Source organism: Sunxiuqinia sp. A32 (genome assembly GCF_052690465.1).
Genome location: NZ_JBQYLI010000011.1, coordinates 13,299 through 39,997 on the forward strand (window position 1 = coordinate 13,299; position 26,699 = coordinate 39,997).

The following is a 26,699-nucleotide window of genomic DNA, read 5'->3' on the forward strand; positions in this document are numbered from 1 at the left end:
CACTGAATTTCAGAGAAGATACAAACAATTGATTCTTAATAAACGCTGAATTCAGCACTTAAAAGGATAAATCTTACTTTCGTTGATGCACTTCGCTGGCACCTACAATTTTATACAATTTGTCTGAACGTCGAATTTTTTCGTCTAGCTGAATTGAAAAGAATTCACCTTTTTGGGTTTCTTCAACTGGCTCTAAATTAACCCTGATTTCTTTGACTTCTGCTTCAACAACCCCGGTTGTAGGACCGGTTACTAAAATTTGATCACCAACTTTTAGATTTCCGGATTCCATTTTAAACTCTGCCACCTTTATTTTAGGGAAGTAGTTCATTCCTTTGCCAATGTATAATTTGCGCTGAGTGGCCATTGAACCATAGTTTTTACTCCATTCACCCAAACGTTGGCCAAGATAGTATCCATCCCAAAAACCACGGTTAAAAACGGTTTTTAACCGTTCGTCCCAGTTCGCAATTTTTTCATCTGTAAAGTCATTATCAAAATACGCGTCAACAGCTTCACGGTAACAATCAGCAACTGTTTTCACATACTCGGGAGAACGTGCCCGACCTTCGATTTTTAAAACCGAAACGCCTGCATCAAGCACTTTATTTAAGAAATGTATAGTCTTTAAGTCTTTCGGAGACATGATGTATTCGTTGTCAATCTCCAACTCTGCCCCGGTTTCATTATCGGTAACTGTGTATGCTCTTCTGCACGTTTGCATGCAACTGCCACGATTGGCCGATGATCTCATTTCATGCAAACTCAGGTAACATTTCCCGGAAACGGCCATGCAAAGTGCACCGTGCACAAACATTTCCAATTTCACCAATTCTCCTTTTGGACCGGTAATATTTTGCTCTTTTATTTGTTTGCTGATTTCCCAAACCCGTCCTAAATTCATTTCACGGGCAAGAACGACTACATCAGCAAATTGTGCATAAAACTTAACCGCTTCAAAGTTGGTAATATTGACCTGTGTTGAAATGTGAACTTCAACTCCAATTGATCGGGCATAGGAAATAGCTGAGATGTCGCTGGCAATAATAGCAGATATTCCTGCTTCTTTTACAGCGTCGATAATTCGGTGCAGCTTTTCAATCTCGTTGTCGAAAATAACGGTGTTAACCGTGAGGTATGTTTTTACACCATTTGAATGCGCTTTCTCTGCAATATTTTTCAGATCTTCCAGTGTGAAATTGTTGGATGATCGGGCACGCATATTCAATTGCTCCACTCCAAAGTAAACCGAACCGGCTCCTCCCTGAATAGCGGCAGCCAGTGATTCATAGGAACCTACCGGAGCCATAATTTCAACATCTCTTCTTTCCATGTCGGTAAATCAATTAGATCGGCAAAATTACATTTATTTTGGCACTCTCCAACAGTGGGTTGTGGGCAAATACTATTGAGCTAAGGTGAACCTGAAGCTTAATCCAAAGTTGGTGTTTGATGTTGGGAATGACAAGGATGTAAATGGCTTATTAATCACTTTGTCGTAATAAACACGCAATTGGAATCGATCACTTAGCATGTAATCAGCAGTTGTTTTTATCGTGATAGCATTTTGTCCGGCGGTAAGTTGACCCGGTTCCAACAGTTTCCTCAACAGTGTTTTGTTCTTGCGGAATGAAACATCTGCCCGTATATTCAAGTCATTGGAATATGATTTTTGAGAACCTTTTGTTTTTACAATTAAATCCATGCGCTGGAATCTGTAACCAACACCAAATATCACCTCATTGCTAAGAACTTCTGTCAGCTGGTTGTTTGCAAAGTTTAAAGTTAAGTTTCGTGTTCTCTTTATTTCAGCTCTTGTTGTTAGATCATTAGTCCAGGTCACATCCATATTGATCAGCGGACTGAACTGCTCATTGATACTTACTGAATTAATATCAAAGCGATTGACTAAGTCTCCATTTAATTGGTTGGTTACATAGCTAAAACCATCTCCATAAACAGATTCGTCATATCCTAAATTGGAAATAAATGACCCAACGTTATAGGTAGACCGGTATGCATGACTGAAATTAAGTGTTTTAACAATCTTGTTCAGGCCTTCGATACGGGAAACAATACCATCATAAGTGATGCGCCAGTTGGGTCGCATATACTTAATGGAAGGGAATGGATCAAGTGCAACTTTTTCAGCACTTTGTCCGGTGTAGGCCGCAATGAATGAAGGAATTAAAACTTGCTGAGATGTTGGACCAAAGCCTTCCGGAAATCCGGTTTCTGCATTTGTTGCTGTTGGATCATAGCCTGCAGCTGCATTTGGAATTCGGTTTGCTGCCAAACGGCGTGCAATTGTAATACGATTGTCTAACATTGATTGGAATGCATCAGAAGCTTCAACAGTTGCGTCGCCCATTTTGTCGAAGGCGGTGTTCCATGTGTTGATAGACATGGAGAAGTTTCCGCGCAATGTTCTGTTTTGAGCTTCAAATGCCCCTGTTGACGAATTGTAATTGTAGAATTCGCTTATATTTTCGGAGTATGAACGATTGGCATTAATATCGATTCTCAAGAATGGTAAAGGTTCAACATTTGCCCGGATACTGAATGTTTCGTTATGATTCATCAGGAATGGAGAATTCAGGGTTGAATCATTGGTGATCCATCCTTTTTCACCAGCTTTTCTTGCAAAGTTCTTATCCTGCCATCCAAAAAGGAAAGGCAAGCCAGGCGCTGTACTTGAGGCAATATCTCCAAATCTGCTTGGATCAGGAGTATATCTTCCTGATCCAAAAATGGTAGGCTCAGGCATAAAACCAGGCATTACGGTACCATCAGAAGTTGAGTAGGAAATGGTCAGGTTTTTCACACTCATTAGGGTTCGAGCAGTGTATTGGGCTATTTTAAGTCCAATATCGTCCTTCATTTCTCGCCTTCCTTTAACCAGGATATTTGCTCCTTTTACATCTTCTTCGGGAGTGAAAACGACCCTGTTCTCGCTCATTATTTTTGTTTCTCCCTTGACCGGCTGGCCAGATGGACTAGTAACAATCACTTCAACACTTTCTGTTCTTAATTTATGGTTGATTGTTTTTGCCGTTTTACCTTTAAAACTGACATTTTTATCTTCAAATTCAACTTGCTTAAAGCGTGGTTCTTCTTGCTTTTTTGTTGGCTGTTGAGTTGCTCTCGCCCTGCTTCGCGAGCTTCTGGCCGAGCGGGTAGAGGCACCAAATTTTTGGTTTACTTCTTTTAAGAAAGGTATTTTGTTGTACAGGTTTAGCATGCTTACTTGACCATTTGCCTGAGCAACTCTTGAGTTTTCGGCTACATTACCTAATTCGATGGTTTCGTCGGTTATTGGACCTGCATGCCAATCATACATGGCTTGGTAACGACCTGATAAGGTCATCCAGTTGAACATTGGGATTTTATTCAATGGGGCGACATATGACGCATTGAGCATATGATGATACAAAACCGGACGACCAAGATTTAGCAAGTTCGTGATAATTGAGTCACGTTTTAATTCATAATCGTCGTCACTTCGGTTTATTCTTCCAGCAGGCTCGTCAATACGGGCAGTCCCTTGCGATGAAAAGTCAATCTTTAAAGTACGTGTCAGATTGTACCGCAGATCAAAATAACGATTCCAAATGAAATCCTTTTCATACGTTCGTGGTAGAATCAGGTTTGGATTTGTAATATTTCTCAACTTAACTTCCTTGTAATGCCTGTACATATCCGTTCTGAAGGATATTTGCGTAGGCATTGGGTAGAAGTTGAAATCCTTGATCAAACGGAACATGCTTCCTTTCAGGAACTTTGCCTTTTTGAAAGGTTCAATAAGGTCTGGACGATTGTTGAAATTATAAGAGAATAAGCCCCGGTAGTTTTTCTCCAGGTTAATCTCGGTGTTAATATTTCGTTGATTTAATTCATTAAAGGAATACGTAAGTGAAAAGTTGGTTGGATCGTAAATACGAGGTTTACCCGACTTATTCATTTTATCCACTTTCACATTGGTGAAGTTGATGGTTTTTCTGCTAACAAAGTCTTGCGAGATCTTTTTAATCGAGTCTTTCTCTGCTTTAGTATCAACCAGATCAAGAGCATCCTTCATTTCAATATCCGGATCCAATGGATTGTATTTAGGATTACTGATACTCTTTGAAACTCCCACGTACATTGGAATTCGAACCTGCGATTCTTTTGGGAAGAATTTACCCAATTCGAGGTTTGAAGAGATATCATATTCAACCAGATTGTCCATGGCACGTTGGTTAACGCGCTGGTCAATGCTACCGAATCCAGCCGTGCGGGTACGACCTGCCATAACTATAGATCCCAAGTCGGCCAATCGGGCAGAAACCCGAGCGTTTGCAGCCCAACCACCATCTTCTTCAAAGTCAGTCAATCGAAGTTCGTTCAACCACACTTCTGCCGATTTTGGTCCCGGATTAAAGTCTCCTAATTTCTTATGACGAATACCGACCATCATTACTTCCACGTTGCCAAGGTTCGGATTACCTTTTATTTTCACCACACGTTGACTTCCCGAAAATTCATCCGTATGACCGACAGAATACACTTCATTTATACGAATGTTAGAATCGGCACTTCTCATGTCTGCATTTCTGGCCTGTTTTGCATCGGTGAAAAGCGAAAGCGGAATATTAATCCGGTTCTCATCCGGCCAAACTTCCAGACGATCTTGAAGAATATCTCCACTATAAACACCACTCTCTGTTAATTTCAGAGGTACTTCATATTCATAGTAGTTAAATTTATAGTCAGAACCCAACCGAATGAAAAACTGAAGTTCTCCATCTTTTAGAGGGTAGCCGTCAATTTCTTCAGCATGAACTTCCAATTTTATTCTTCGATATTGGCGGAAGTCCATGTAAATATTTTTATAGGCAGCACGGGCATCTTCCTGTTCCAGATCAATAACTTTTAGTGAAAGCGATTGCTCATTAAGCTGACGAAGCTGAGGATTTGCAGGGTCAATCACCCGATCAATATCCGGGGGCAATATGTAGTTTACAGGCTCTCTGCTACCATTTTCTTCAATGTTAACAGCTGAAACATCAAACTCGGTGTTAAAGGTTTGCACGACTTGCGTGTTGTCCAGTTCCTGAGTATATTTTCTCCAATCAGCGCGAACCAGATCCAATGTGGCAAAACGCATTACTATTGGATCTTGAAAGCCTTTTAAAAACATCCTTAAAAAACGGATAGATTTAAAATCGCTAATTGATCCAAATACCTGATCGGGTTGTTTTACAGGGACTTTAAACTGGAACCACCGTACTTCACCAACTTGCCCGTTGGCAAGTGGAACTTTTGCAGGTTTAATATCAGTAATATAGTTATTCCCCAAAGTCATATCTTCCCTGCGGATACTTAATTTATATTGATAGTACCGTTCGTATTCGTTTAATGTATTATCATCATTGATATCCTCCACATCAGGCATGGTCGATGCTGAAGTGGTGAGCGAAAGGCCTGTATTCTCATCATTCACAGAGTTCCCTTCTGTACCGTTATATCGTTTGTATCGATCAAGAATGCTTAATTTTTCCTGATCGTAATCAACACCCCGATAATAGTGGTAATTATCGTTTGCGGGATCATCAAGTGCTTTCTGCAAAGCGTCCTGGTTCAATATGTTTTCCAGTGTTTGGAGATAACTTCCATAGAATGTTCGTTCATTATCGTCGCCTAAACCGTCAAAACCAACATCTTGTCTTCTTCTAACATTTTCATCGGCCACAAATCCTCGGGTAATTTGTTGTCTTTTTGATACCAATCCCCAGATCGTTGTGTCGATCTCAGCTATTTCTTCAGTTTCAGGAAGACCATTTTCAAATGCTTTTCTGGAGTCTTTTAGTACATCTTCAGAGATGTCTCCCAAGTTGAAATACAGATCTCCACCTTCATTTTGATTGAGGGTGTCATTGACAAATGGATCCATCATCCAGAATTCAATGAACTCAATATTTGCAGCTTCAAAATCACTGGTCTCAATTTTACGCATGATACCACCCCAGCGTGATTCTGGCATGGCAAGTGTTCCATCCGGGTTTATACCTGCTGAATACGAAGAAGCTTGTGCATCATAGTTATAGGGCCCTTTTTCTTCCGGATAAAATGCCAGGTCGAAAACCGGAATATTAGTTGGAACCCCAGTTGGAGTTTCCCTGTCCGGGAAAATTTCTTTTTCAAAAACCTCACGTACCAAATGATTGGATTGCTGGTTTTTGTCGTTTTTAATGTGATCTGGTGTGTTGGCATTGTTCCGTAAGAAAGATGGATCAATGATGTACCAGGCAAGTTTTGCACGGTTATAACCGTATGCCAAATCATTTGTCAAGTCTCCTTCCGGAAATAGAGTGGTTTGCTTCTGTGGTGTACTTGCCAGAGCCCATGCTTGGCGCGCTTTCAAATCAATGGATGTTTTTGTTGCCTCAAAATCATCAATATAAGCAGTTCCGCTTTTTTCAATTACTTTGGAGTGACCCGGTAGCAACTGCGCAAACTCTGCTTCCGCTGTGATAACCGATGGCTCTTTCGTTTCGATAAACGGTAGTTTGTCAATAAGCGTTGTTAGTAGTTGTGATTCTGTGTTGTAGCTTAAATCGACTCCAAGCATCGTGTTGGAGATAGGATCATCTCCATAGTTAATTTTTTGAGTTAATGGCCGTTCGCTCATGTGAAGAACAGTAGCACCCATATTGAAATTGTCCGAGAACGTATAGTTGGCATATGCTCCCAACATTGTCTTTCTTTGAACACTAAACAGGTCTTCACTTTCCGTAGAAATTTGAATAGGCGTACCAGATTCCAGGTATGCCTGATTAATAATTTTTACGCGTCCCAACGTATAATCAACCGTATAGTCGATGTTTTCAATTAATTCACGTCCACCTGCTGTTACTTTTACCGAACCTCTTGCAACATTTAATGTCCCCAATGCAATTTCCGAACTGGATGAGCCCTTATAACTACCTTTTAAGATATACTTGTTGTGTTCTGCGTCTTGCTCGGCTTGGGTTTGTGTCGAGTCATAAAGTGATTGATAAACGTATTTGTCTGCCAATTGTGGATCCGATATTGAATCTCTCAGGTGGCTACCAAATGGCTCAATTACCGGGAAGATAATTCGCCCACTGGATGAGTTTACAGTCACCCCTTCAATGAAGTCGAATACTCCATCCCGACCGGGGTCAAGTTGAGAATTCAGGTTGTCAACGTTCATTACGTCCAGCAATATATGTCCTTCCAAATTAGATTCCGGCAAATAATTAATATGTGTTCCTGTTGAATCGTTTAGGTAAAGAATATCCAGAATAAAGTCGTCTGCCGACAATTGAAAGGCATTCAGGTTGTAAATATTCTTCATCATCAATTTCCAGGTTGGAAGCTTAGGGGAAAGATTGGTGCCTTTTAGTAACTTCAACACGAGTGTTTGCGGAGCTTCAATTCCATCTGTCGAAAATTCACCAACTTGATAGGTTTTTCCATTGGCGGTGTAATTGAATGCAACAGCTAAAACTTCATCGGTATTCAACGAAGAGTTGAGGGAAATATATCCCAGATTCTCATGAATTGTATATTCAGAAGGATTTAGCTTACGTGCCTGTTCAATCTTTTCAAAATCCTGACCACCAACAAAATTGTTAGCAGAAAATTGAGCCATGGTTGAAGTAATTTGGTCTATCTGACGAACTGAGTTGTAGTTCGACGTAAATTCATCGTACATGCCATTTGCCCCGTTGTAAGGGTAAATATTTTCAGGATACGGCTGACCTCCACTTTCTTGAAATCCAGGTACTGTATTGTAAATATTTTGGTTATGTTCGGCCAGGTCCATTAGTGCCAAAATATTTCTGGATTCGTTGTAATTTCCTGATTTATTGGTCACCCAGACTTCTATTTTATTAATCGTAATGGAAGATTGGATGATTGGCAGGTTTGATAGGGACTGATCGTATTGATCCCGGAAGTATTGTGCAAGGAAAAAGTGTCTGTTAGCATCATAGTTTGATGCTTCAAATTCAAAGGTAGTTTTTTGTGCTCCACCCTCCGTTTCAACAACCTTGGTTTCACCTTTGTTTTGAGAAACAATAGTGGTTAGATTCAATCGGCCAAATTGCATTTCAGCTTTTAAACCAAACAGGTTTGTTCCTCCGGTTATCAAAGATCCTTGCAATGGCAGAGAAACATTTCCAACTTCAATTTTCTTCAGTATTTCATCCTCGAGTCCGGTGTACTCGATGTTCATTTTATTTTCGTAGTCAAAGGTGGCTTCAGTATTATAATTGACCCGCATTTTCATTTTCTCACCGATGTTCCCCATCACATTCATTTGAATTTTCTGGTCAAAATCAAATGTTGGGGTTTTTCTTAGGCGTTCAGGAATCGCGGGGTTTTCCGTGGTGTTCATCTGGTAACCAAAGCTCACCTCAACATATCCTTGTGGTCGTACGTCAATTGTATTACCTCCAAAGATGCGACTGAAGGCTTCACCTCCCACTGTTAATTTTGGAACCAGTGAGCCTTGATTTTCAAAGTCTTCCTGGTTGGTTCGTTGTCTCCAATAATTTCTGACGGAGTTCTGAAAATCGTACTTTACAAACTCTTGTAAAGACATGGTTTTAGGAAGCCGATAATTGAAATCTCCAATTTTTTCATAAAAAATATACTCTCCTGTGACAGGATCGTATTCTATTTCTGTTTTAACATTGGAAGGCTTATCTAGAAATAGAACAGAGCTGTCTTTCGAATCCGGATACTCAAAAGCTTTTTCATCTTTGAATGGGTAGGGAAGTACTCCGGTTGTGTCAATATCAAAAGTATCACTTTGTTGAACCAGCATTGACTCTGGTCCATAGGAATTTGTATGGGGCTTGCTGATCCAGCCCATACTGACTATTCCTGAAAAAATAACTAGTAGGAATATATTTTTCAAGCTCGTTTTCAATGCCTGTATTTTTCAACGTTAGAGGCCTTTTAAAGCCATTTTGATCATTTCTTCAACCGTTAGGTTAGGATTAATCTTTAGAATTTTGTCAAGTTCTTTCTCAACACTTTTCTTCGCAAATCCCAGCATTACTAATGCAGATAACGCTTCATTCCTAATAGTATTGTCTGTTTGGGAGATTAAAATTTGATCACTTGCAGGTCCTTTTCCTACTTTATCTTTCAGGTCGATAATAACTCGCTGGGCAGTTTTTGCGCCAATGCCCTTGATGCTTTTTAGGAGAGTGACATTTTCCCCCAAAATTGCAGCTCTGATTTCTTCCGGTGTCAAGGATGAAAGCATCATTAATGCAGTGCTTGAGCCAATTCCGTTTACCGAAATTAACAACCTGAAAAGTTCTCTTTCTTCCTTTTCAGCAAACCCATACAATAAGTGAGCATCTTCCCGAACAACCTGATGAAGGTATAAACGAGTTTGTTCTTTCCCGTTGATAAGGGAATAGGTATTTAGTGATATATGGATAAAATAACCGATTGATCCTGCTTCAATGATTGCATTGGCCGGGGTAAGCCCGGTAATTTTTCCATGGATATATTCGAACATGTTTCTTAAATTTCCTGATCCTCAGATTGCAAGTCAATTGTCTCATCAACCTGATTTGGGTTGATTTCATATTTTTTGAGTGGGTTCTTGCTAATTTCTTTATATAACTCCCTGCTTTTGTGAACATCTATTGCCAGGTATAATGCCTGTCTGAATGAATCCGGCGATGCTTTATCTTCGCCAGCGATATCAAATGCAGTTCCATGAGATGGGGATGTTCTGATTACTGGAAGTCCTGCTGTATAGTTAACTCCTTTTTCGAAAGAAATAAGCTTAAATGGAGTCAGTCCCTGATCGTGGAACATGGCCAGTATTGCATCAAATTTGGTATAATCTCCAGATCCAAAAAATCCATCAGTTGGGTATGGACCTAGTGCTAGAATTCCATCTTCTTTTGCTTTTTCAATAGCAGGAATAATAACGTCTTTTTCTTCGCTACCTAATAATCCGCCATCTCCGGCATGCGGATTAAGACCTAAAACAGCAATACGTGGTTTTTTAATGCTGAAGTCTTTTTCCAGCGTATTTGCCATGATTCGGAGTTTGTTCAGAATTAGTTTTTCAGTAATTAATTCTGGAACCTGGGCTAAAGGCACGTGTGAAGTAACCACTCCAATTTTCATCATCTCACTTACCATAAGCATAAGATAATCCTTGGACTCAAACTGCTCTGCCAAAAATTCGGTATGTCCCGGAAAATTGAATTTTTCTGATTGAATGTTATCCTTATTGATAGGAGCAGTCACTAAGGCATCAATTAATCCTGATTTTAAATCTTGAACAGCAGCGTCTAATGCCATATATGATGCTTCGCCTGCAATGTCGGACGATTTACCAAGTTCGACCCGGATATTGTCATCAATGCAATTGATAATGTTGGCACGTTTAGGATCAGCTTCATTCGCAGTTCGGATGTTGTTGAAGTTGAAGTTGTTCATGTCCAATGCTTTCCGGTGATAGGCCGCTACTTTAGGCGAGCCGTAAACAATTGGAGTGCACATTTCCAAAATACGGGCGTCGGAGAGGGTTTTCATAATTACTTCATATCCAATCCCGTTAATATCACCTTGAGAAATGCCTATTTTTATTTTTTGTCTGCTCATTTTCGTATGTCTAAAATGGTAAGTATCTACCTAAAAAGTTTTTTATCAGCTTTTTCAGGTAGTTGGCAAATTTAATCTATTAAATCAACTTTATCAAAAGTGATTACTGAAACCTGTTGAAGTGTATTTTTTCTGGCTGAAGTTCTTCAAATGACTTGCCGACTCTCGGTTTTAAAGGATACCCTATTGCAATAATGCTAAGAACTTTCAGGTTCTTCGGCATTGCTAATGTTGCTTGAATAAATTCTTCGGCAGTTTGCTCTTCGTTAAAATTGCGATTTCGTACCTGAATCCAACAACTTCCTAACTCCAATGATTGAGCCGTTAGTTGCAGCAGAATGCTGGCAATTGAGCAGTCTTCAATCCAAGCATCATTCAGTTCTTCATTTGCTGCGATAACAACTGCTAGCGGAGCATTTTTCAAAAAAGCAGCTCCATGAGTTTTGCAACCGCTAAGTTTTTCAATGATTCCAGGTCGATCAATAAATATAAACTCCCACGGATTGATGTTTTTTGAAGATGGAGATCGTAAAAGTGCTTCTTTTAGAAACTCAATTTTTGATTCCTCAACCTTTGTTTCCTGAAATTTGCGACAGCTTCTTCTTTCGCGAAGTATTTCAATCATTTTTTCAGACAAAAATAACAGTTTTAATTCTCAGATAAAATCAATTTTAGAAATGATTGATACTTAATGAATCTACTTAAATGTGTAAAATGGGACTTAATAAAAATGATTTTTCATGATTAAGATCAGCTCATTGTCAGAAACATAAAGATATGGCCTTTCGTAAACATAAGTGCTTTTACATTTGAGAGCAATAAATATAAAAACCGAATAATCATGGAAACAAAGAAATCTCCAAATGTGGATTTAGACCGATTCCACCATGTTTTTCTTGAGATCGGATTCGTTTTATCATTAGGCATTTGCTTTTTAGCTTTTGAATTAAAAACTGAAGTTAAATCAACTGAGTTAAAAGGAGAGTTGGTTGTCCAGGAAATAGAAAACGAGATGATTCCTATTACCAGGCAGGAGCAGGTTAAACCACCTGAGCCACCGCCTCCTCCCAAGGTTGTTGAGGTGTTGAATATTGTTTCTGATGATGTGGAGATTGAAGATGAGTTAGAGATTATAGATACGGAAGCAGATGAAGACACCAAAATTGATATTAATCCGGTAGTTTCAACTATCGAGGAAGAGGAAGAGGAAGAAGAATCTCAAGTTTTCTACATTGTTGAAGAAATGCCAGAATTTCCTGGAGGAGAATTAGCTTTGCGCAAATTTATTGCAAATTCAATCCAGTATCCGGTAGTGGCTCAGGAAAATGGCATTGAGGGGAAAGTGTATGTCAGATTTGTCGTTAATGCAGATGGTCGTGTTTCTAACGCAGAAGTAATTAGAAGTGTTGATCCGGCGCTTGATAAAGAAGCTATTCGGGTAGTTTCCAATCTTCCTATATGGAAACCTGGGAAACAACGAGGAAAGCCCGTTCGGGTTGCGTTTAGTGTACCTATCAGTTTTGTACTGCAGTGATATTGTGAATTGATTCTGTGTTGACAGTTTCAGATTTCTAATGGAATTATGGTTCATTCTTTTTTCTTGTTTTTGAACTACATGGTTCAATTTCAATCATTTATTTTGTAACTTTTCAATTAAATTGAATTTTAAATGTTTGTAAAAACCACCCTTCAACATTTTTCTGAGCTATTTTTCCCACGAGTTTGTGTCGTTTGTGGTAACAAATTAGTTAGTCAGGAAGAATTCATTTGTTTGAATTGTCAGCTTCATTTGCCCAGAACCAACTTTCACAATCAAACGGATAATCCGATGGAGCAACTATTTTATGGCCGTGGCAGAGTTGAAAGAGCCACTGCATTCTTTGAGTTTCAAAAAGGGAGTGATTATCAAAAAATTCTTCATCATTTGAAATATAGGGGCATGGATAAATTGGGAGAATACATCGGAAAACTATTTGCTTCGAATCTTCAGGGTTCTAAATTCGTGAATGATTTGAATCTTATACTGCCAGTTCCACTTCATCCTAAGAAAGAGCGAAAGCGTGGTTATAATCAAAGCTATCATCTCTCGTTGGGATTGTCGAATTCGTTAGGTATTCCAATTGATAATTCTTCATTGAAAAGGATCGTTAATACCAAAACTCAGACTAGAAAAAACAGGTATGAACGCTGGAGAAATGTGGAAGGTATTTTTGAATTGGTGAATCCATCTGAATTGGAAGATAAACACATTTTGCTTGTTGATGATGTTGTTACAACTGGTGCAACTCTTGAAGCTTGTATTTCTGCTATTCACAAGAAATGTGACGCCAAAATAAGTTTGCTTACTCTGGCTATTGCATGAGTATTATTAATGGTTTATTACCTCAAACTCCGTTCGCCGGTTGAGGCTTTTGGCAATTTCTTGTTGCTCTGTATTTAAAGTTGAAACGTATGTTGATGACAGGGAAACTCCCGATTGTAGAAATTTCATTTTCCGGGCAAGTTTTGTGTTTGCGATGTAGGGTTTCTTTTCACCATATCCTTTGGCTTGAAGTCGACTTGATGCTATTCCTTTCTGTTTTAAATAATTTACCACTTCGTTGGCTCTTTTTTGGGATAATTCCAAATTGAAATTATCCGCTCCAACTTCGTCGGTGTGAGCACTAATTTCGATATTGATGTCAGGATTGATATTAAGAATTCCAATCAGTTCATCCAATGATTTTTGAGATGTTGGTAACAGTTCCCATTTGCCAGTTTCATAGAAAATATTTTCCAGGCGGATGGGATTATCAGTTGGTTTTTGTTTAAAGTCAAGCTTAAATTCTTTTGCATTGTTCAGCCCAATGGTTGATATTTTAGCTTGTGCATTTAGAAAGCCTTTTTTGTAGGCAATCAATGTGTACTCGTTATCTGGTAGCAGTTCAAGCTGAAATTTGCCGTTGTTGGTAACCAATTTCGCTACAGAGCCATCCGTTCCAAGAACGCGGATGTTTACATTTGGGATGATGGAGTCGGTTTCATCATTGAAAACTTTCCCGAAACACATGAATAAATGGGGCGGGAGTGAAAAACGATATATATCCAAGCCCCGACTTCCTTTTCTGTTTGAAAGTAGAAATCCACTTTCTCCTTCTTTTGCAAAAACAATTCCCAGGTCGTCTGCATAGGAATTAATAGGAAGCTCCATATTTTTAACTTTCCATTTTCCTCCGAGATTGCTGGCTTTGAAGATATCCTGGGCTCCTGCTCCCGGATGAAAATCAGAGGAAAAATAGAGAGTGCCACTGTGTCTTTCAAATGGATAAATTTCATTGCCGGGAGTATTAATTGGTGTCCCCAGGTTAACAGGTTCTTCAAATTGGTTATTTTCCATCCATTTCGTTTTCCAGATATCGAATCCACCTAACCCACCATTTCTGTTTGACGCGAAGAATATTTCCTTCCCATTACATGCCCAACTTGCCTGTGGGTAATCTGCTCCATCTAAACAAAAAGGCACTAAAAGCAGAGGAGACCATTCCTCGTTGTTTTTTTCACTTACATATAAATGTGATTTGCCCGGGCCATTTTCAGAATAACCTGAACGAACCATTATTAATTTCGTTCCGTCTGGTGAAAAGTTAATATAGCTTTCATGTTCATTGCTGTTCAGGTTTGCGTCCTTCGGTTCTGTCGGAAGTTCCCATCGTTGAAGTTCTTTGTTAAAATCAGAGAAATAGATGTCAGCGAAAGTTTGCCCATCCACTGGACTGTTTTTTTTGCCGGTTGCTCCTTCTTTTGAGGAGGAAATTGCTACTTGCTTTTCGGATTCTATGAAACTGATTGCATGCTCATTCCATGGCGAACTAAGCCTGGAGTCTCTTTCAACTTTGCACAGAGTGGGGACTTTTTCCCATTCGGGATATTTTTTGTTTGCCTCCAGGCTGTTTTGACTTGCAATATGACCAGGATTATTTTTAAGATACTCTTGTAGCAAAGAGGTGCTTTCTTCAAGTTTTCCGGATGCCTTGTTGGCCTCAGCGAGTTTTAGAGGTAATTCTTTTTCTGGATATTGATAGCGTAATGCGTTTTTTAACCATGGAATTGATTTATTATACTCTCCCAGTTTTTTATAACTGGTACCCAGCATATAGGCTGCTTCTGCTTTTTCATTTTTGTTTTTGAGTTTTGAGTAAACGTCTCTAAATTCCTCAGCAGCCAGAAAATATTCACCGTTATTGAAATGTTTACGTCCTGATAAAAACTTGTTGCTTCCGCAAGCAGTAAGAAGTAACATTAGAAAGATCAAGGCAGGTGCTGAATAAGTTGTTTTTTGATGATTCATGGCTGCCTAAAATACAAAAATAATTGTGGGTACGGATGAAGAATTCTAATTCAGAATAAAACTGATTGTTAAAAAATAAACCCCCATGCATAGCATGAGGGTCTGCATAAATGGAATTGATTGATATTATTTTACAAATAATAGTTCGCGATATTTTGGCAACGGCCAAAGCTCATTGTCAACTGTTAGTTCAAGCTTGTCAATGTGATAACGGATTTCATCCAGGTAAGGGCGAACCGTTTTTTCGTAAGCTTTTGCTTTTTCAACTGGATCTTCGATAACATTAGCAACTTTTCTTGCATCGACCATTTCCTTCACTTTGATTTTAATGAATGAAATATGTCCACTAATTTCTTTAATCAGTTCTTTGCGTCCAACTGCTAATTCTTCAAATTCAGCTTCAGAGAATACTTCTTTCAGGTATCTCACATTATTGAGCAAAGTGGTTTGGTATTGCACCGCTGTTGGAACAATGTGATTAATAGCCAAATCACCCAGAACGCGAGCTTCGATCTGGATTTTCATGGTGTACTTTTCATACTCAACCTCTGTTCTTCCTTCCAATTCTTTTTCTGAAAGCACATCCTGGCTGGCGAAAAGTTTTTTAACATCATCAGTTAAATAGGCAGCCAATGAGTCAGGGACACTATTAACATTAGTTAATCCACGTTTTGCGGCTTCTTCAACCCACTCATCACTGTATCCGTTTCCGTCAAAGCGAATTGGTTTTGATTCAATGATAAGTTTTTTCAATACTTGGAAGATTGCTTCATCTTTTTTAATGCCAGTAGCGATAATTTCATCCACTTCACTTTTAAATCTATTTAGCTGGGCTGCGACGGCTGTGTTTAAAGCGATCATTGCAGGAGCACAGTTTGCAGATGAGCCAACTGCACGGAATTCAAATCGGTTTCCGGTAAAGGCAAATGGAGAAGTCCGGTTGCGGTCAGTATTATCTAAAATAATTTCTGGAATACGTCCGATATTTAATTTCAATGCAGTCTTCTCGTCAGGTGTCATCTTTCTGTCAACTACAGCTTCTTCCATCAAGTCCAGCATTTGGCTGACTTCTGAGCCAAGAAATACAGAAAGGATTGAAGGAGGTGCTTCATTTGCACCTAAACGATGTGAGTTGTTCGCATTTAAAATGCTTGCTCGTAGTAAATCCTGGTTGTCGTATACCGCTTTTAATGTGTTAACAACAAAAGTTAAGAATTGTAGGTTACTTTTTGGGTTTTTCCCTGGTGAATACAAGTTAACACCAGTATTTGTTTCCAGTGACCAGTTGTTGTGTTTTCCTGATCCATTAATTGCTGCAAATGGTTTTTCATGGTAAAGAACCTGGAAGTTATGGCGACGTGCCACTTTCTTCATAATGTCCATTAGCAATTGGTTGTGATCATTAGCCAGGTTACATTCTTCATAAATTGGTGCGACTTCAAATTGGTTTGGAGCTACCTCATTATGACGAGTTTTTACGGGAATACCCAACTTGTAAGCTTCATTTTCCAAATCTTCCATATAACGATAAACTCGCGTCGGAATAGAACTGAAATAATGGTCGTCTAGTTGTTGATCCTTGGCTGAAGCATGTCCCATTAGGGTGCGGCCAGTCAATACAAGATCGGGGCGGGCCATGTACAATGCATCATCAATCAGGAAGTACTCTTGTTCCCATCCTAAATTCGCATGTACTTTGGTAACGTTTTTGTCGAAATATGAGCAAACTGCAGTTGCTGCTTTGTCTACAGCTTGTAAAGCTCTCAGCAGTGGTGTTTTATAATCCAGAGCTTCACCTGTGTATGAAATGAATACAGTAGGAATACAAAGAGTTCCGTCAACAATAAATGCGGGCGATGAAGCATCCCACGCTGTGTAGCCACGTGCCTCAAACGTTTGTCGAATACCTCCACTTGGAAATGAAGATGCGTCAGGTTCCTGCTGAGCTAATAATTTACCTGAAAAAGCTTCAACAACGCCTCCGCTTTCACCGTGAGTGATGAATGCATCGTGTTTTTCTGCAGTTCCGTCCGTAAGAGGGTGAAACCAGTGTGTATAGTGGGTTGCTCTATTTTCTGTAGCCCAGGCTTTCATGCCCTGAGCTACCTGATCAGCCATTTTCCGATCAATTGGAGAGCTGTGATCAATAGCATCACTTACTGCCTTGAATGCTTCCTTTGAAAGGTATTTTTTCATTTTTGGCCTATCGAATACATTGATCGCATAAAAATCTGAGGTCAAATTATCTTCACGTCTTACCACCAAAGGTTGACGGGAAAGAACTTCCTGAAGTGCTTTAAATCTAAATTCAGCCATTTTAAATCTGTTTATTGTTAGTATAATTTCTTCAATTTCAAGCCGGTGTCAAAAACCTTTCAAAAATAATGAATTTTGAATGAACCCTGTTGATTTTGTATTATTTTATTCGCATTTTGCTATTTTTTAAGCAAAGACCTTGTATTTTTTGATAGGTTCCTGGCAAATATTTGCTTTTTGTGTTTTGTTAATTGTCTAAGGGAAGATTCCATTCGAAGTTTTTATGAACTATATTTTATCTAAATCTCTATTCTATTTATCAATATAGTTTCTTGTGATTTTTCCCTTCGTATTTATTTCTTGTTATCTAACAGGTAGGAAGTGTTTTCATTATTTCAATAAAATATTTGTTAAAAATGCTACATTAGTTTTAATTTGGTAAGAGACACCGAAAAATTGAATAAGTATAGAAGAATGAACAAGACAGATATTATAAAGAATATTAGGGATAACGATCATGTTAAAGTAAAGTTTGCTTTATCTGATATTGATGGTATTCTGCGAGGAAAAACTATTCATAAGGATAAATTTTTAGAGGTTGCACAAAAGGATATAGGCGTTTGTGATGTGGTTTTTGGATGGGATGCCAATGATAAGTGTTATGACAATTCGAAATTAACAGGATGGCATACCGGTTATCCGGACGCAAGAGCCCGTATTGATTTGGATACTTATCGTACCATTCCATGGGATCATTCACTGCCTTTTTTCCTTGCAGATTTTAGTTCCGATAAAGGAGAGGATTTGACTGCTTGTCCTAGAAGTTTGTTGAAAAGGATAAGAAAGCAAGCTGACGGATTAGGGTATAAAGCGATCTTTTCACAGGAGTTTGAGTGGTTTAATTTCGTGGGTACACCGAACGAGCTGGCTGAGTCTAATTACAATCAATTGACTCCACTCACACCGGGTATGTTTGGATATTCGATGTTGAGGCCTACTTTGTATTCTGACTACTTCAATGACTTGTTTGATATGCTGGCAAAGTTTGATGTTCCAATTGAGGGGCTTCATACCGAGACTGGACCAGGAGTCTATGAAGCGGCTATTCGTTATGACGAAGTTTTAGCCGCAGCTGATAAGGCAATTTTGTTTAAAAATGGAGTAAAGGAAATTGCATATAAACATGGAATCATTGCCAGTTTTATGGCAAAATGGAATGAAGATCTTCCGGGGTGTAGCGGGCATTTGCATCAAAGTTTGTGGGATAAGGAAACAGATCGTAATTTGTTTTTGCTTGGAACGAATGGAGATTTGAGTGAAACGATGCAAAGTTATTTAGCAGGTCTGCTTTATTGCTTGCCGGATATTCTGCCCATGTACGCACCTACTATAAATAGTTACAAGCGTTTGAGGGAGGGGGCCTGGGCTCCTACGACAATGACCTGGGGAAAAGATAATCGGACAACTGCCGTAAGGGTTATTAATGGAAATGAAGAATCAACTCGTCTGGAAATGCGTGTTCCAGGATCTGACTCTAATCCTTACCTGGCAATGGCAGCATCATTGGCTTCCGGATTATATGGAATAAAAAATAAATTGAAATTGGATATCAAGCCGACGGTAGGAAATGCATATGCGCAGAAGGAGGCTATTCGATTGCCTCAAAATCTTATGGATGCGAGTAATAATATGCGAAAATCTGCAATTGCAAAAGAGCTGTTTGGCGAAGCTTTTGTTGATCATTTTACCAATACCAGAAAGTGGGAATGGAGAGAGTTTTCTAAAGCGGTTACCAATTGGGAACTAAAAAGATATTTTGAAATTATTTAATTCATGCAAATTTTAGAGAAACAGACTAAAATAGAAGTTATGCAAACGCTTGATTATTTTCAGATAATCCGACTGGCATGGGAAGAGTTTGATGACCGTCACGAGATAAGAGGTATTTACGATGTAAGTGCCCATGTGTCGACCAATCATGTGTATAAGATTTCGTTTTTCAACAGACAACCCGTTTTTGCAAAACTCTCTGAATATGGGAAATTTGAGGATTTCCGTGAGGATCATATCATCATCAATAATTTGGCCAATAATTTGGAAATGCCTTATGAGAATTTTCTTGCCCAATCATTAGTGAAAAAGAATGAGCTTTTTATTTATCGTTATCATCAAAATAAAAGTTCAGCCTGGGTAGTTTTTTACAATCCAATTAAGTTTAAGCAAAAATTACCCAGACGGCTTGATGATAAGCAGGTTCGCAAAATGGGACGAGAGTTGGCACGCTTTCACAAAGCATGTTATAATGTAAGTAAGCAATTGCCAATGGCTTCTAAAAATGTGATTACCGATATTCGAAAACTAACGAAGGTTCTTAATTGTGGTGGATTCTGTGAAAATCAACAACATGAAGATACGCTTCGTCGCCAATGCGAATTGTTTTTGGAAGGAGCTGATAAGGTTAATTATACAACTGAGATAGAAACAATCCCTGTATTTGTTGACTGGAATATAGGAAACTTTTCCGTTCGGAGTGATGGTAAATTTTATTCACGCTGGGATTATGATTGGTTTCGTGAATCGAGCCGTGTGATGGATTTTTATTTCTTCAGCAGGGTGGTTTCTGATGTTGGTGATCGGACCGTATTTAGCTATCTCGTTGATCCCCTGATGGAGGAGCGTTTCATGATGTTCCTGAAAGAATATCATCGAATTTATCCTTTGACTGAGCCCGAAGTTAGATTGATAAAAGAGGTTTATCGATTCTTTATATTGAATTATGTGATTAAGGATGGGCCTTACTTTTTCAGGGAGAATTTTGCCAAAAAGCTTAGACAAGAAGCATTTGATCTCTATTTTCCAGCAATAGATAAAAATTATCAGGTAGAGAAGATCCTGAAAACCCTAAAATTATAGAAAGATGAAGACAGTGGAGTTTAGAGAAATAGTTAAAAATTACAAAACTGTATTTTTTGACGCATTTGGTGTTTTAAAAAATCATAAGGGCCTAATCAATGGAATTGATAAGACTTTTGAATACCTGGATTCTCTAGGAATTGATTATTACATTCTGACAAATGATGCTTCAAGAAGTCAAAAGGATTTGGCATTAGGTTATCACTCAAAAGGGATTAGCACGATCACAACAGATAAGGTAATTTCTTCGGGGATGCTCGCGATGGATTTCCTGAAAGCTAAAATTAAGACGGGTACTGTTGCTTATCTTGGAACAGAGCGCTCTGCACATTATATTGAGACTGCCGGACTTCAAACGCTCCCCATTAGCACGTTAAATTTGGATGAAGAAGAGCATTTGGATCGTATTAAATGCCTGGTTTTTTTAGATGATGAAGGATTTGACTGGAATCATGATATTAATAAGGTGATTAATTTATTGCGACGTAGAAATATGTCAGTTGTAGTTGCCAATACGGATATAAATTATCCGGTTAATCGAAAGGATATTGCTGTTGCGATTGGCGGACTAGCTGATATGGTTGAGGAAATTGTTGGTAAACGTTTCATTCGTTTTGGGAAGCCCGATGCTCAGATGTTTATGTTCGCCTATGAAATGGCTCAAAATAAAGGACCGCTTCGAAAGGATGAAATTTTAATGGTGGGAGATACTTTGTATACTGATATTATTGGTGGTAATAAATTCGGTTTTGACACTGCCCTGGTTTTATCGGGGAATACTTTGCCTGAGAATGCAAAAATGAAAATCCGAAGTTCTGGAATAATACCGAACTATGTATGTGAATCAGTTGCTGTGGAGTAGTTGTATATTAGAGGTATAGAATAGATACAAAAAAAGCTGTTCCAAACGGAACAGCTTTTTATATGCTTTGTTTGTCAATATTACAATGCAGCAACTGCTTTGTGAGTAGTTTTGATAATCACAGCAGCAATTTTGTATGGGTCACCGTTTGAGGCAGGACGACGGTCTTCCAAACGACCTTTCCAACCATCTTCAACAGTTCCAACAGGAATACGGATAGAAGAACCACGGTCAGATACACCATAGCTGAAATCAGTAATTGCAGCAGTTTCGTGAAGACCTGTTAGACGTTGGTCATTATAAGCTCCGTATACGTCAATGTGCTCTTGGATGTGTTTTCCGAATTCTTCGCAAATTGCATCGAATACTTTTTTGTCACCACAAGTTCTCATTAAACCGTTAGAGAAGTTTGCGTGCATACCTGAACCATTCCAGTCAAGTTCTTTTCCAAGTGGTTTTGGATGCCAGTCAACAACAACTCCGTATTTTTCACCAATTTTTTCTAAAAAGTAACGTGAAACCCAAATTTGATCTCCTGCGTCATGAGCACCTTTAGCAAAAATTTGATATTCCCACTGTCCGGCAGCTACCTCTGCGTTGATACCTTCAACATTTAACCCAGCTTCTAAACAAACATCGAAATGTTCTTCAACCATTTCACGGCCAAAAGCCTTATCAGCACCTACACCACAATAGTAAGGTCCTTGAGGAGCTGGATAACCATCAGCTGGGAATCCAAGAGGTTTATTAGTTTGAGGATCCATCAAGAAATATTCTTGCTCGAATCCAAACCAGAAATCTTCATCTTCTTCAGTAATAGTCGCACGACCATTCGTTGCGTGAGGAGTTCCGTCAGCATTTAATACTTCTGTCATTACAACATAAGCATTGTTCCTTGTTGGATCTGGATAAATAGCAACTGGTTTCAATAAACAATCAGAGTCTCCACCTTCAGCTTGTTGAGTTGAAGATCCGTCAAAAGACCATACTGGACAATCCTCTAATTTTCCACTAAAATTTTCAGCAATTCTTGTTTTTGCTCTCAATGTTTGTGTTGGCTTGTATCCGTCCAACCAGATATACTCCAATTTTGATTTCATGTTGTTACAATTTATAAGTTAATGATATTATTTTTCAGAAATTTGGAATCAAAAATAGAACGAAATGCCAAAATTATAAATATTATCGAAACAAATTGTAAAAAATTAATACAAAATTTACATAGTTGTTGTCTTTTTGATCAAATCCCCTTTGTCTGATAGGGATATGTTTCATAAGTCTTATTTTTGCTGGAGGCCCTTCTTGTAAAAACACCCTGTGCTGGGAAAAAGAATACATTTTTATTTGAAGTACCCCCTATTACGCAGTATGCGGTATATTGTTTGGAAGGCGATTGAAATTATGTTTTTCACTATGTAATCTTTTGCCGAACATTTCGTAATTTTAATGTTCACTTCAATACATATTCTATTATTAACCCCCAAAACAACATTTGATAATACTTACAACTCTATAACCTTAAAAAAACAACAATGAATGTTAACCGAAGAAAATTTCTAAAAACAAGCGGGGCTGGAATGGCTGGGAGTTTATTAATTCCATCCATTGTGCAGTCTTGTCAAAGCACAGTAATTCCTCCTAATGTTCAAGCTTATCTGGATCATTTTGAAGTAAGCCCAGGTGTATTGAGAAAAGTTATCTCTACAGCTTTAAGTAAAGGTGGCGATTATGCTGATTTGTATTTTGAGCATAAAATTTTGAATAGTCTTGGCTTGGAAGACGGGAAAGTGAATAGGGCATATTCCAATATTGATTTCGGTGTTGGAATCAGGGTGTTGAAAGGAGACCAAACGGGGTTTGCATATTCAGAGAACATAAGCACTGATGCCATGTTGAAAGCAGCCAAGACAGCTGCAAATATTGCAAGTGGGACAAAAAATATTCCGGCAGATGAGTTGGCAGAAGCTATTCCCCCTGATTTTTATTCTGTTGAAAAGTCGTGGGAAGAAGTGGGTGTTCAACAAAAAGTATCCTTTGTTCAAAAGTTGAATGATAAGATTTTTTCTTTGGATGAGCGAGTTTCAAAGGTGAATGTATACCAGACAGACGAGGTAAGCTACGTGCTTTTCTATAACTCAGAGGGTTTGGTTACTTACGATTATCGTCCATTGGTCAGTATGGGAGCAGTATGTATTATGGAGAAAAACGGGAAAATGGAGAACTCATATACGTCCCGTTCTTTTCGCAAAGGCTTTGAGTTTTTAAATGACGAACTCATCGATTTGCTTGCTCAGGAATCGATTGACAAAACGTCGATCTTGTTTGACGCGACCAAACCCAAAGCAGGAGAAATGCCGGTTGTAATGGGAGCTGGAGGATCGGGTATCTTATTGCATGAGGCAATAGGTCATACTTTTGAAGCAGACTTCAATCGAAAAGGCACCTCTATTTTTGCAGATAAAATGGGCAAAAAAGTGGCAGAAAATTTTGTCAATATTATTGATGATGGTACACTTCCGGGCAACCGGGGCTCAATCAATATGGATGATGAAGGTACTCAATCTGAAAAAACCTATTTGGTTAAAGATGGCGTACTGAACAGTTATATTCACGACCGAATCAGTGCCAAGCACTATGATGTCAGTCCAACCGGAAATGGACGAAGGGAATCTTTCCGTCACGTGCCACTCCCGCGAATGCGTTCAACATACATGGAAGTTGGGCCACATTCGAAAGACGATATTATCACCAATGTGAAAAGCGGAATTTACGTTGATAATTTCAGTAATGGAGAAGTTAAAATTGGAGCTGGTGATTTTACATTCTTCGTTAAATCAGGTTATCTGATTGAAAATGGCAAATTAACACAACCAATAAAGGACATTAACATTATTGGTAATGGGCCACAAGCATTGGCAGATATTACAATGTGTGCCAATGACTATTTAATAGATAATGGCACCTGGACTTGCGGTAAATCCGGACAATCAGTACCGGTTACTTGTGGGTTGCCAACCGTTTTGGTTAAGAAATTAACGGTAGGTGGTGTGAATGCCTAACTGATTATTCATCTGAAAAAACTGAATTAAAATGACAAAAGAAGAAAAATATAAATTAGCCAAATGGGCGATGCAACATGCTTTGGACAGTGGTGCTAGTCAGGCTGGTGTAATCATTTCTGAAAGTAAAAGTAGTAATATTGATGTCCGCGAACAAAAGATTGACACACTTAAGGAAGCAATACAAAGTAGCATGACCATTCGTTTATTTGTGGATAACAAATATTCGGTACAACGGACAAACCGGTTGAAAAAGGACGAGCTCGCTCGTTTTATTGAGCAGGGAATTGCTGGCACACGTTTTCTGTCTGAAGATCCTTTGCGCACTCTTCCTGAACCAGAATTGTATTTTAAAGGAGAGGAAAAAGACTTACAAACTCTTGACATTACCTATGATGAAATAGATCCTGCTACAAAAGTAGAATTAGCTTTTGAGGCTGAAAAGGAAGCTGTTGGAAAGGATGAGCGGATTATTTCAGTTACGGCTTCATACAACGACGGGATGAATAGTCGAATTATGGTGAACAGTAATGGTTTTGAAGGAGATACTCAGAACAGTAATTTTGGTATTTCTGCTTCTGTTTCTATTGATGGTGGTGATGCTCGTCCAAGTGATCATTGGAGCGAAAATGCCATTTTCTTTGACAAGTTGAAGAAAACGGAGATTGGTTCAAAAGCCCTGTCTCGTGCGGTTAAACGAATCGGGCAAGAGAAAATTAAGTCTGGGAAATATTCGATGATTGTTGAAAACCGTTCTGTTGGTCGGTTATTTTATCCGCTTTTGAGTGCGCTGGATGGCTACAACCTGCAGCAAAAGAATTCATTTTTAATCGGCAAGTTGGGAGAGAAGGTTGCATCCGATAAGTTGACCTTGACCGATGACCCATTTATTATTGGAGGACGAGGTTCGCAACTTTTCGACGGAGAAGGCTTGGCTTCAAAAAAACGCACTGTTTTTGATAAAGGCGTACTTGGAACTTACTTCATTGATACCTATTATGGTAAAAAGCTGGAAATGGACCCAACCACAGGTGAAACATCGAATTTGATTTTTGAGATTGGTGACAAAGATCTGGAGAGTCTCGTTAAATCAATGAAGGACGGTATCCTGGTGACAGGTTTTAATGGTGGAAATACCAATGGCACTACTGGTGATTTTTCATACGGGATTGATGGATTTCTTGTTGAAAATAGTGAATTGGTAAAACCGGTTTCTGAAATGAATATTACTGGAAATATGATGGATTTGTGGATGAGTCTCGCAGAAGTGGGAAATGATCCAAGGTTGGATTCCTCATGGCAAACGCCGTCATTATTATTTGAAAATATAGATTTTAGCGGTATTTGATTTTTAATAAACAGGCTACAATACCCGTTGTGCGGAGCAATTTGAATAGTTGCAATTTCACGCAACGGGTATTTTGTTGGTGGAAAAGGGATTTAATCTTTATTACTTTTGTGCAAAAAACAAGTTGTGGCAAAAAGAGAGAAACGAGAAAAGAATAAAAGTTCGGCTGGATACAATCAAAAAATTGGTGAAGACTTTCTTAAGCAAAATACTCAAAAAGAAGGGGTGTTTGAAACATCCAGTGGACTTCAATACAAGGTAGTTGAAGACGTTGAAGGTGAGAAACCCAATGTGTACAGTACTGTTTTAATTCATCAACGAGCCTTGTTGTTAAATGGAAATATTTTGGAAGACACCTACCGAAAGAATAAGCCGGATGAAGTAAAATTAGAAGAGTTAATCGAAGGTTTACAGGAAGGACTGCAGTTAATGGGAAAAGGGAGTCGATATAAGTTTTGGGTGCCTTCGGAATTGGCTTGGGGACGAAAAGGAACAAGTAGTAAGATTCCACCGAATGCTGTATTGAGTTTTGATATTCGATTGGTTGACATTCTAGATTAAGCAGACAGAAAATCTTCATCTCTATTTTCTGGCATTAATATTGTTTTAACGGGTACCATACACGTTCTTAGTATTAATTCATAAACGAGAGATCTGAATACAATAACTTGAAAATTTAATCATATGAAAACAATTACTAAAATTTTAATCGTCCTTTCAATTGCTGTTTTTTCTTCGTGTGAAGGCCCTATTGGTCCTCCGGGACGAGATGGCGTGGATGGTCAGGACGGATTTGACGGGACTTCTTTGTTAGGGACTATTTTTGAAAAAACAGTCGATTTTACAGAAGAAAATGGATTTGAAGCGTTTTTCGTTTTTCCGAATGATTTTGAAATTTATTCTACCGATATCGTGATGGTTTACCTTTTGTGGGAAGAAGTTCAAACAGATAATGGAGTTCTGGATGTTTGGCGTCCGCTTCCACAAACTATTCTTCTGGATGAGGGATTAATTCAGTACAATTTTGATTATACAGTGGAAGATGTCAAAATTTTCATTGAAGAAACTGTTGGCGGACTGCTGCCAGCTGAAACTGAAAATCAAACTTTTAGGATTGCGGTGATTCCAGCAGACAGCTATGAAAATAAGTCCCTTGAAATTAATAGTATAAATTCAGTAATGGAATCATTAAATATTGATTCGAACTCCATTATTAAGATTCCAGTTAAATAATCTGCTTGAATAAAGATGATATAGATGCCATCCGGTATTGTGATGGCATTTTCT

Annotated in this window: 17 protein-coding genes; 9 read left to right on the top strand and 8 right to left on the bottom strand. The window is 38.6% G+C overall.

Annotated features, from left to right (window positions below; genetic code table 11):
- Positions 1-73 precede the first annotated feature (73 nt).
- The 5 genes from ACUNWD_RS12395 to ACUNWD_RS12415 form a co-directional block, all read right to left on the bottom strand.
- Positions 74-1,333 carry a peptidase U32 family protein gene (locus ACUNWD_RS12395; protein ID WP_445588133.1) on the bottom strand — a complete coding sequence of 420 codons (1,260 nt, stop codon included), beginning with the start codon at positions 1,331-1,333 and terminating at the stop codon, positions 74-76.
- Between the two features lie 72 nt (positions 1,334-1,405).
- Positions 1,406-8,929: a T9SS outer membrane translocon Sov/SprA gene (sov, locus tag ACUNWD_RS12400; protein ID WP_445588134.1), complete on the bottom strand. Its 7,524-nt coding sequence runs from the start codon at positions 8,927-8,929 to the stop codon at positions 1,406-1,408.
- Between the two features lie 30 nt (positions 8,930-8,959).
- A complete protein-coding gene (gene ruvA / locus ACUNWD_RS12405) occupies positions 8,960-9,544 on the bottom strand; it encodes a Holliday junction branch migration protein RuvA (RefSeq protein WP_445588135.1) in 585 nt (194 codons plus the stop codon).
- Positions 9,545-9,549: 5 nt separating this feature from the next.
- Positions 9,550-10,647, bottom strand: a complete 1,098-nt coding sequence (pdxA, locus tag ACUNWD_RS12410; RefSeq protein ID WP_445588136.1) for a 4-hydroxythreonine-4-phosphate dehydrogenase PdxA — start codon at positions 10,645-10,647, stop codon at positions 9,550-9,552.
- 103 nt (positions 10,648-10,750) lie between these two features.
- Complete coding sequence (locus ACUNWD_RS12415) at positions 10,751-11,272, bottom strand: nitroreductase family protein (RefSeq protein WP_445588137.1); 522 nt, start codon at positions 11,270-11,272, stop codon at positions 10,751-10,753.
- 216 nt (positions 11,273-11,488) lie between these two features.
- Between ACUNWD_RS12415 and ACUNWD_RS12420 the strand changes: the two genes are divergently transcribed.
- Entirely contained in the window at positions 11,489-12,181 is a 693-nt protein-coding gene (locus tag ACUNWD_RS12420; protein ID WP_445588138.1) for an energy transducer TonB, read from the top strand.
- Positions 12,182-12,316: 135 nt separating this feature from the next.
- The gene (locus tag ACUNWD_RS12425) at positions 12,317-13,009 is read left to right on the top strand and encodes a ComF family protein (protein ID WP_445588139.1); all 693 of its coding nucleotides are present in this window, start codon (positions 12,317-12,319) and stop codon (positions 13,007-13,009) included.
- Between the two features lie 6 nt (positions 13,010-13,015).
- Here ACUNWD_RS12425 and ACUNWD_RS12430 read toward each other — a convergent pair whose 3' ends face one another.
- Together ACUNWD_RS12430 and ACUNWD_RS12435 are read right to left on the bottom strand one after the other, a co-directional pair.
- Positions 13,016-14,974: an OmpA family protein gene (locus ACUNWD_RS12430; protein ID WP_445588140.1), complete on the bottom strand. Its 1,959-nt coding sequence runs from the start codon at positions 14,972-14,974 to the stop codon at positions 13,016-13,018.
- A gap of 126 nt (positions 14,975-15,100) precedes the next feature.
- Entirely contained in the window at positions 15,101-17,290 is a 2,190-nt protein-coding gene (locus ACUNWD_RS12435; protein ID WP_445588141.1) for a glutamine synthetase III family protein, read from the bottom strand.
- A 414-nt stretch (positions 17,291-17,704) separates the two neighbouring features.
- Between ACUNWD_RS12435 and ACUNWD_RS12440 the strand changes: the two genes are divergently transcribed.
- Genes ACUNWD_RS12440 through ACUNWD_RS12450 form a run of 3 tightly spaced genes read left to right on the top strand, consistent with a single transcriptional unit; the run spans position 17,705 to position 21,005 of the window.
- Positions 17,705-19,060, top strand: coding sequence for a glutamine synthetase family protein (locus tag ACUNWD_RS12440; protein ID WP_445588142.1), 1,356 nt, complete (start codon positions 17,705-17,707; stop codon positions 19,058-19,060).
- A 39-nt stretch (positions 19,061-19,099) separates the two neighbouring features.
- Positions 19,100-20,143, top strand: coding sequence for a hypothetical protein (locus tag ACUNWD_RS12445; protein WP_445588143.1), 1,044 nt, complete (start codon positions 19,100-19,102; stop codon positions 20,141-20,143).
- 4 nt (positions 20,144-20,147) lie between these two features.
- A complete protein-coding gene (locus ACUNWD_RS12450) occupies positions 20,148-21,005 on the top strand; it encodes an HAD-IIA family hydrolase (RefSeq protein WP_445588144.1) in 858 nt (285 codons plus the stop codon).
- Between the two features lie 80 nt (positions 21,006-21,085).
- Here ACUNWD_RS12450 and ACUNWD_RS12455 read toward each other — a convergent pair whose 3' ends face one another.
- Complete coding sequence (locus ACUNWD_RS12455; protein ID WP_445588145.1) at positions 21,086-22,105, bottom strand: glutamine synthetase beta-grasp domain-containing protein; 1,020 nt, start codon at positions 22,103-22,105, stop codon at positions 21,086-21,088.
- A 432-nt stretch (positions 22,106-22,537) separates the two neighbouring features.
- On the opposite strand from ACUNWD_RS12455, the gene ACUNWD_RS12460 reads away from it, so the two are divergent.
- The 4 genes from ACUNWD_RS12460 (at position 22,538) to ACUNWD_RS12475 (ending at position 26,645) form a co-directional block, all read left to right on the top strand.
- Positions 22,538-24,064 carry a TldD/PmbA family protein gene (locus ACUNWD_RS12460; RefSeq protein WP_445588146.1) on the top strand — a complete coding sequence of 509 codons (1,527 nt, stop codon included), beginning with the start codon at positions 22,538-22,540 and terminating at the stop codon, positions 24,062-24,064.
- Positions 24,065-24,095: 31 nt separating this feature from the next.
- Positions 24,096-25,412 (top strand): TldD/PmbA family protein, encoded by a 1,317-nt coding sequence (locus tag ACUNWD_RS12465; protein WP_445588147.1) that lies wholly within the window; start codon positions 24,096-24,098, stop codon positions 25,410-25,412.
- 126 nt (positions 25,413-25,538) lie between these two features.
- Complete coding sequence (locus tag ACUNWD_RS12470) at positions 25,539-25,973, top strand: FKBP-type peptidyl-prolyl cis-trans isomerase (protein WP_445588148.1); 435 nt, start codon at positions 25,539-25,541, stop codon at positions 25,971-25,973.
- A 123-nt stretch (positions 25,974-26,096) separates the two neighbouring features.
- A complete protein-coding gene (locus ACUNWD_RS12475) occupies positions 26,097-26,645 on the top strand; it encodes a hypothetical protein (protein WP_445588149.1) in 549 nt (182 codons plus the stop codon).
- The last annotated feature ends 54 nt before the right edge of the window (positions 26,646-26,699 follow it).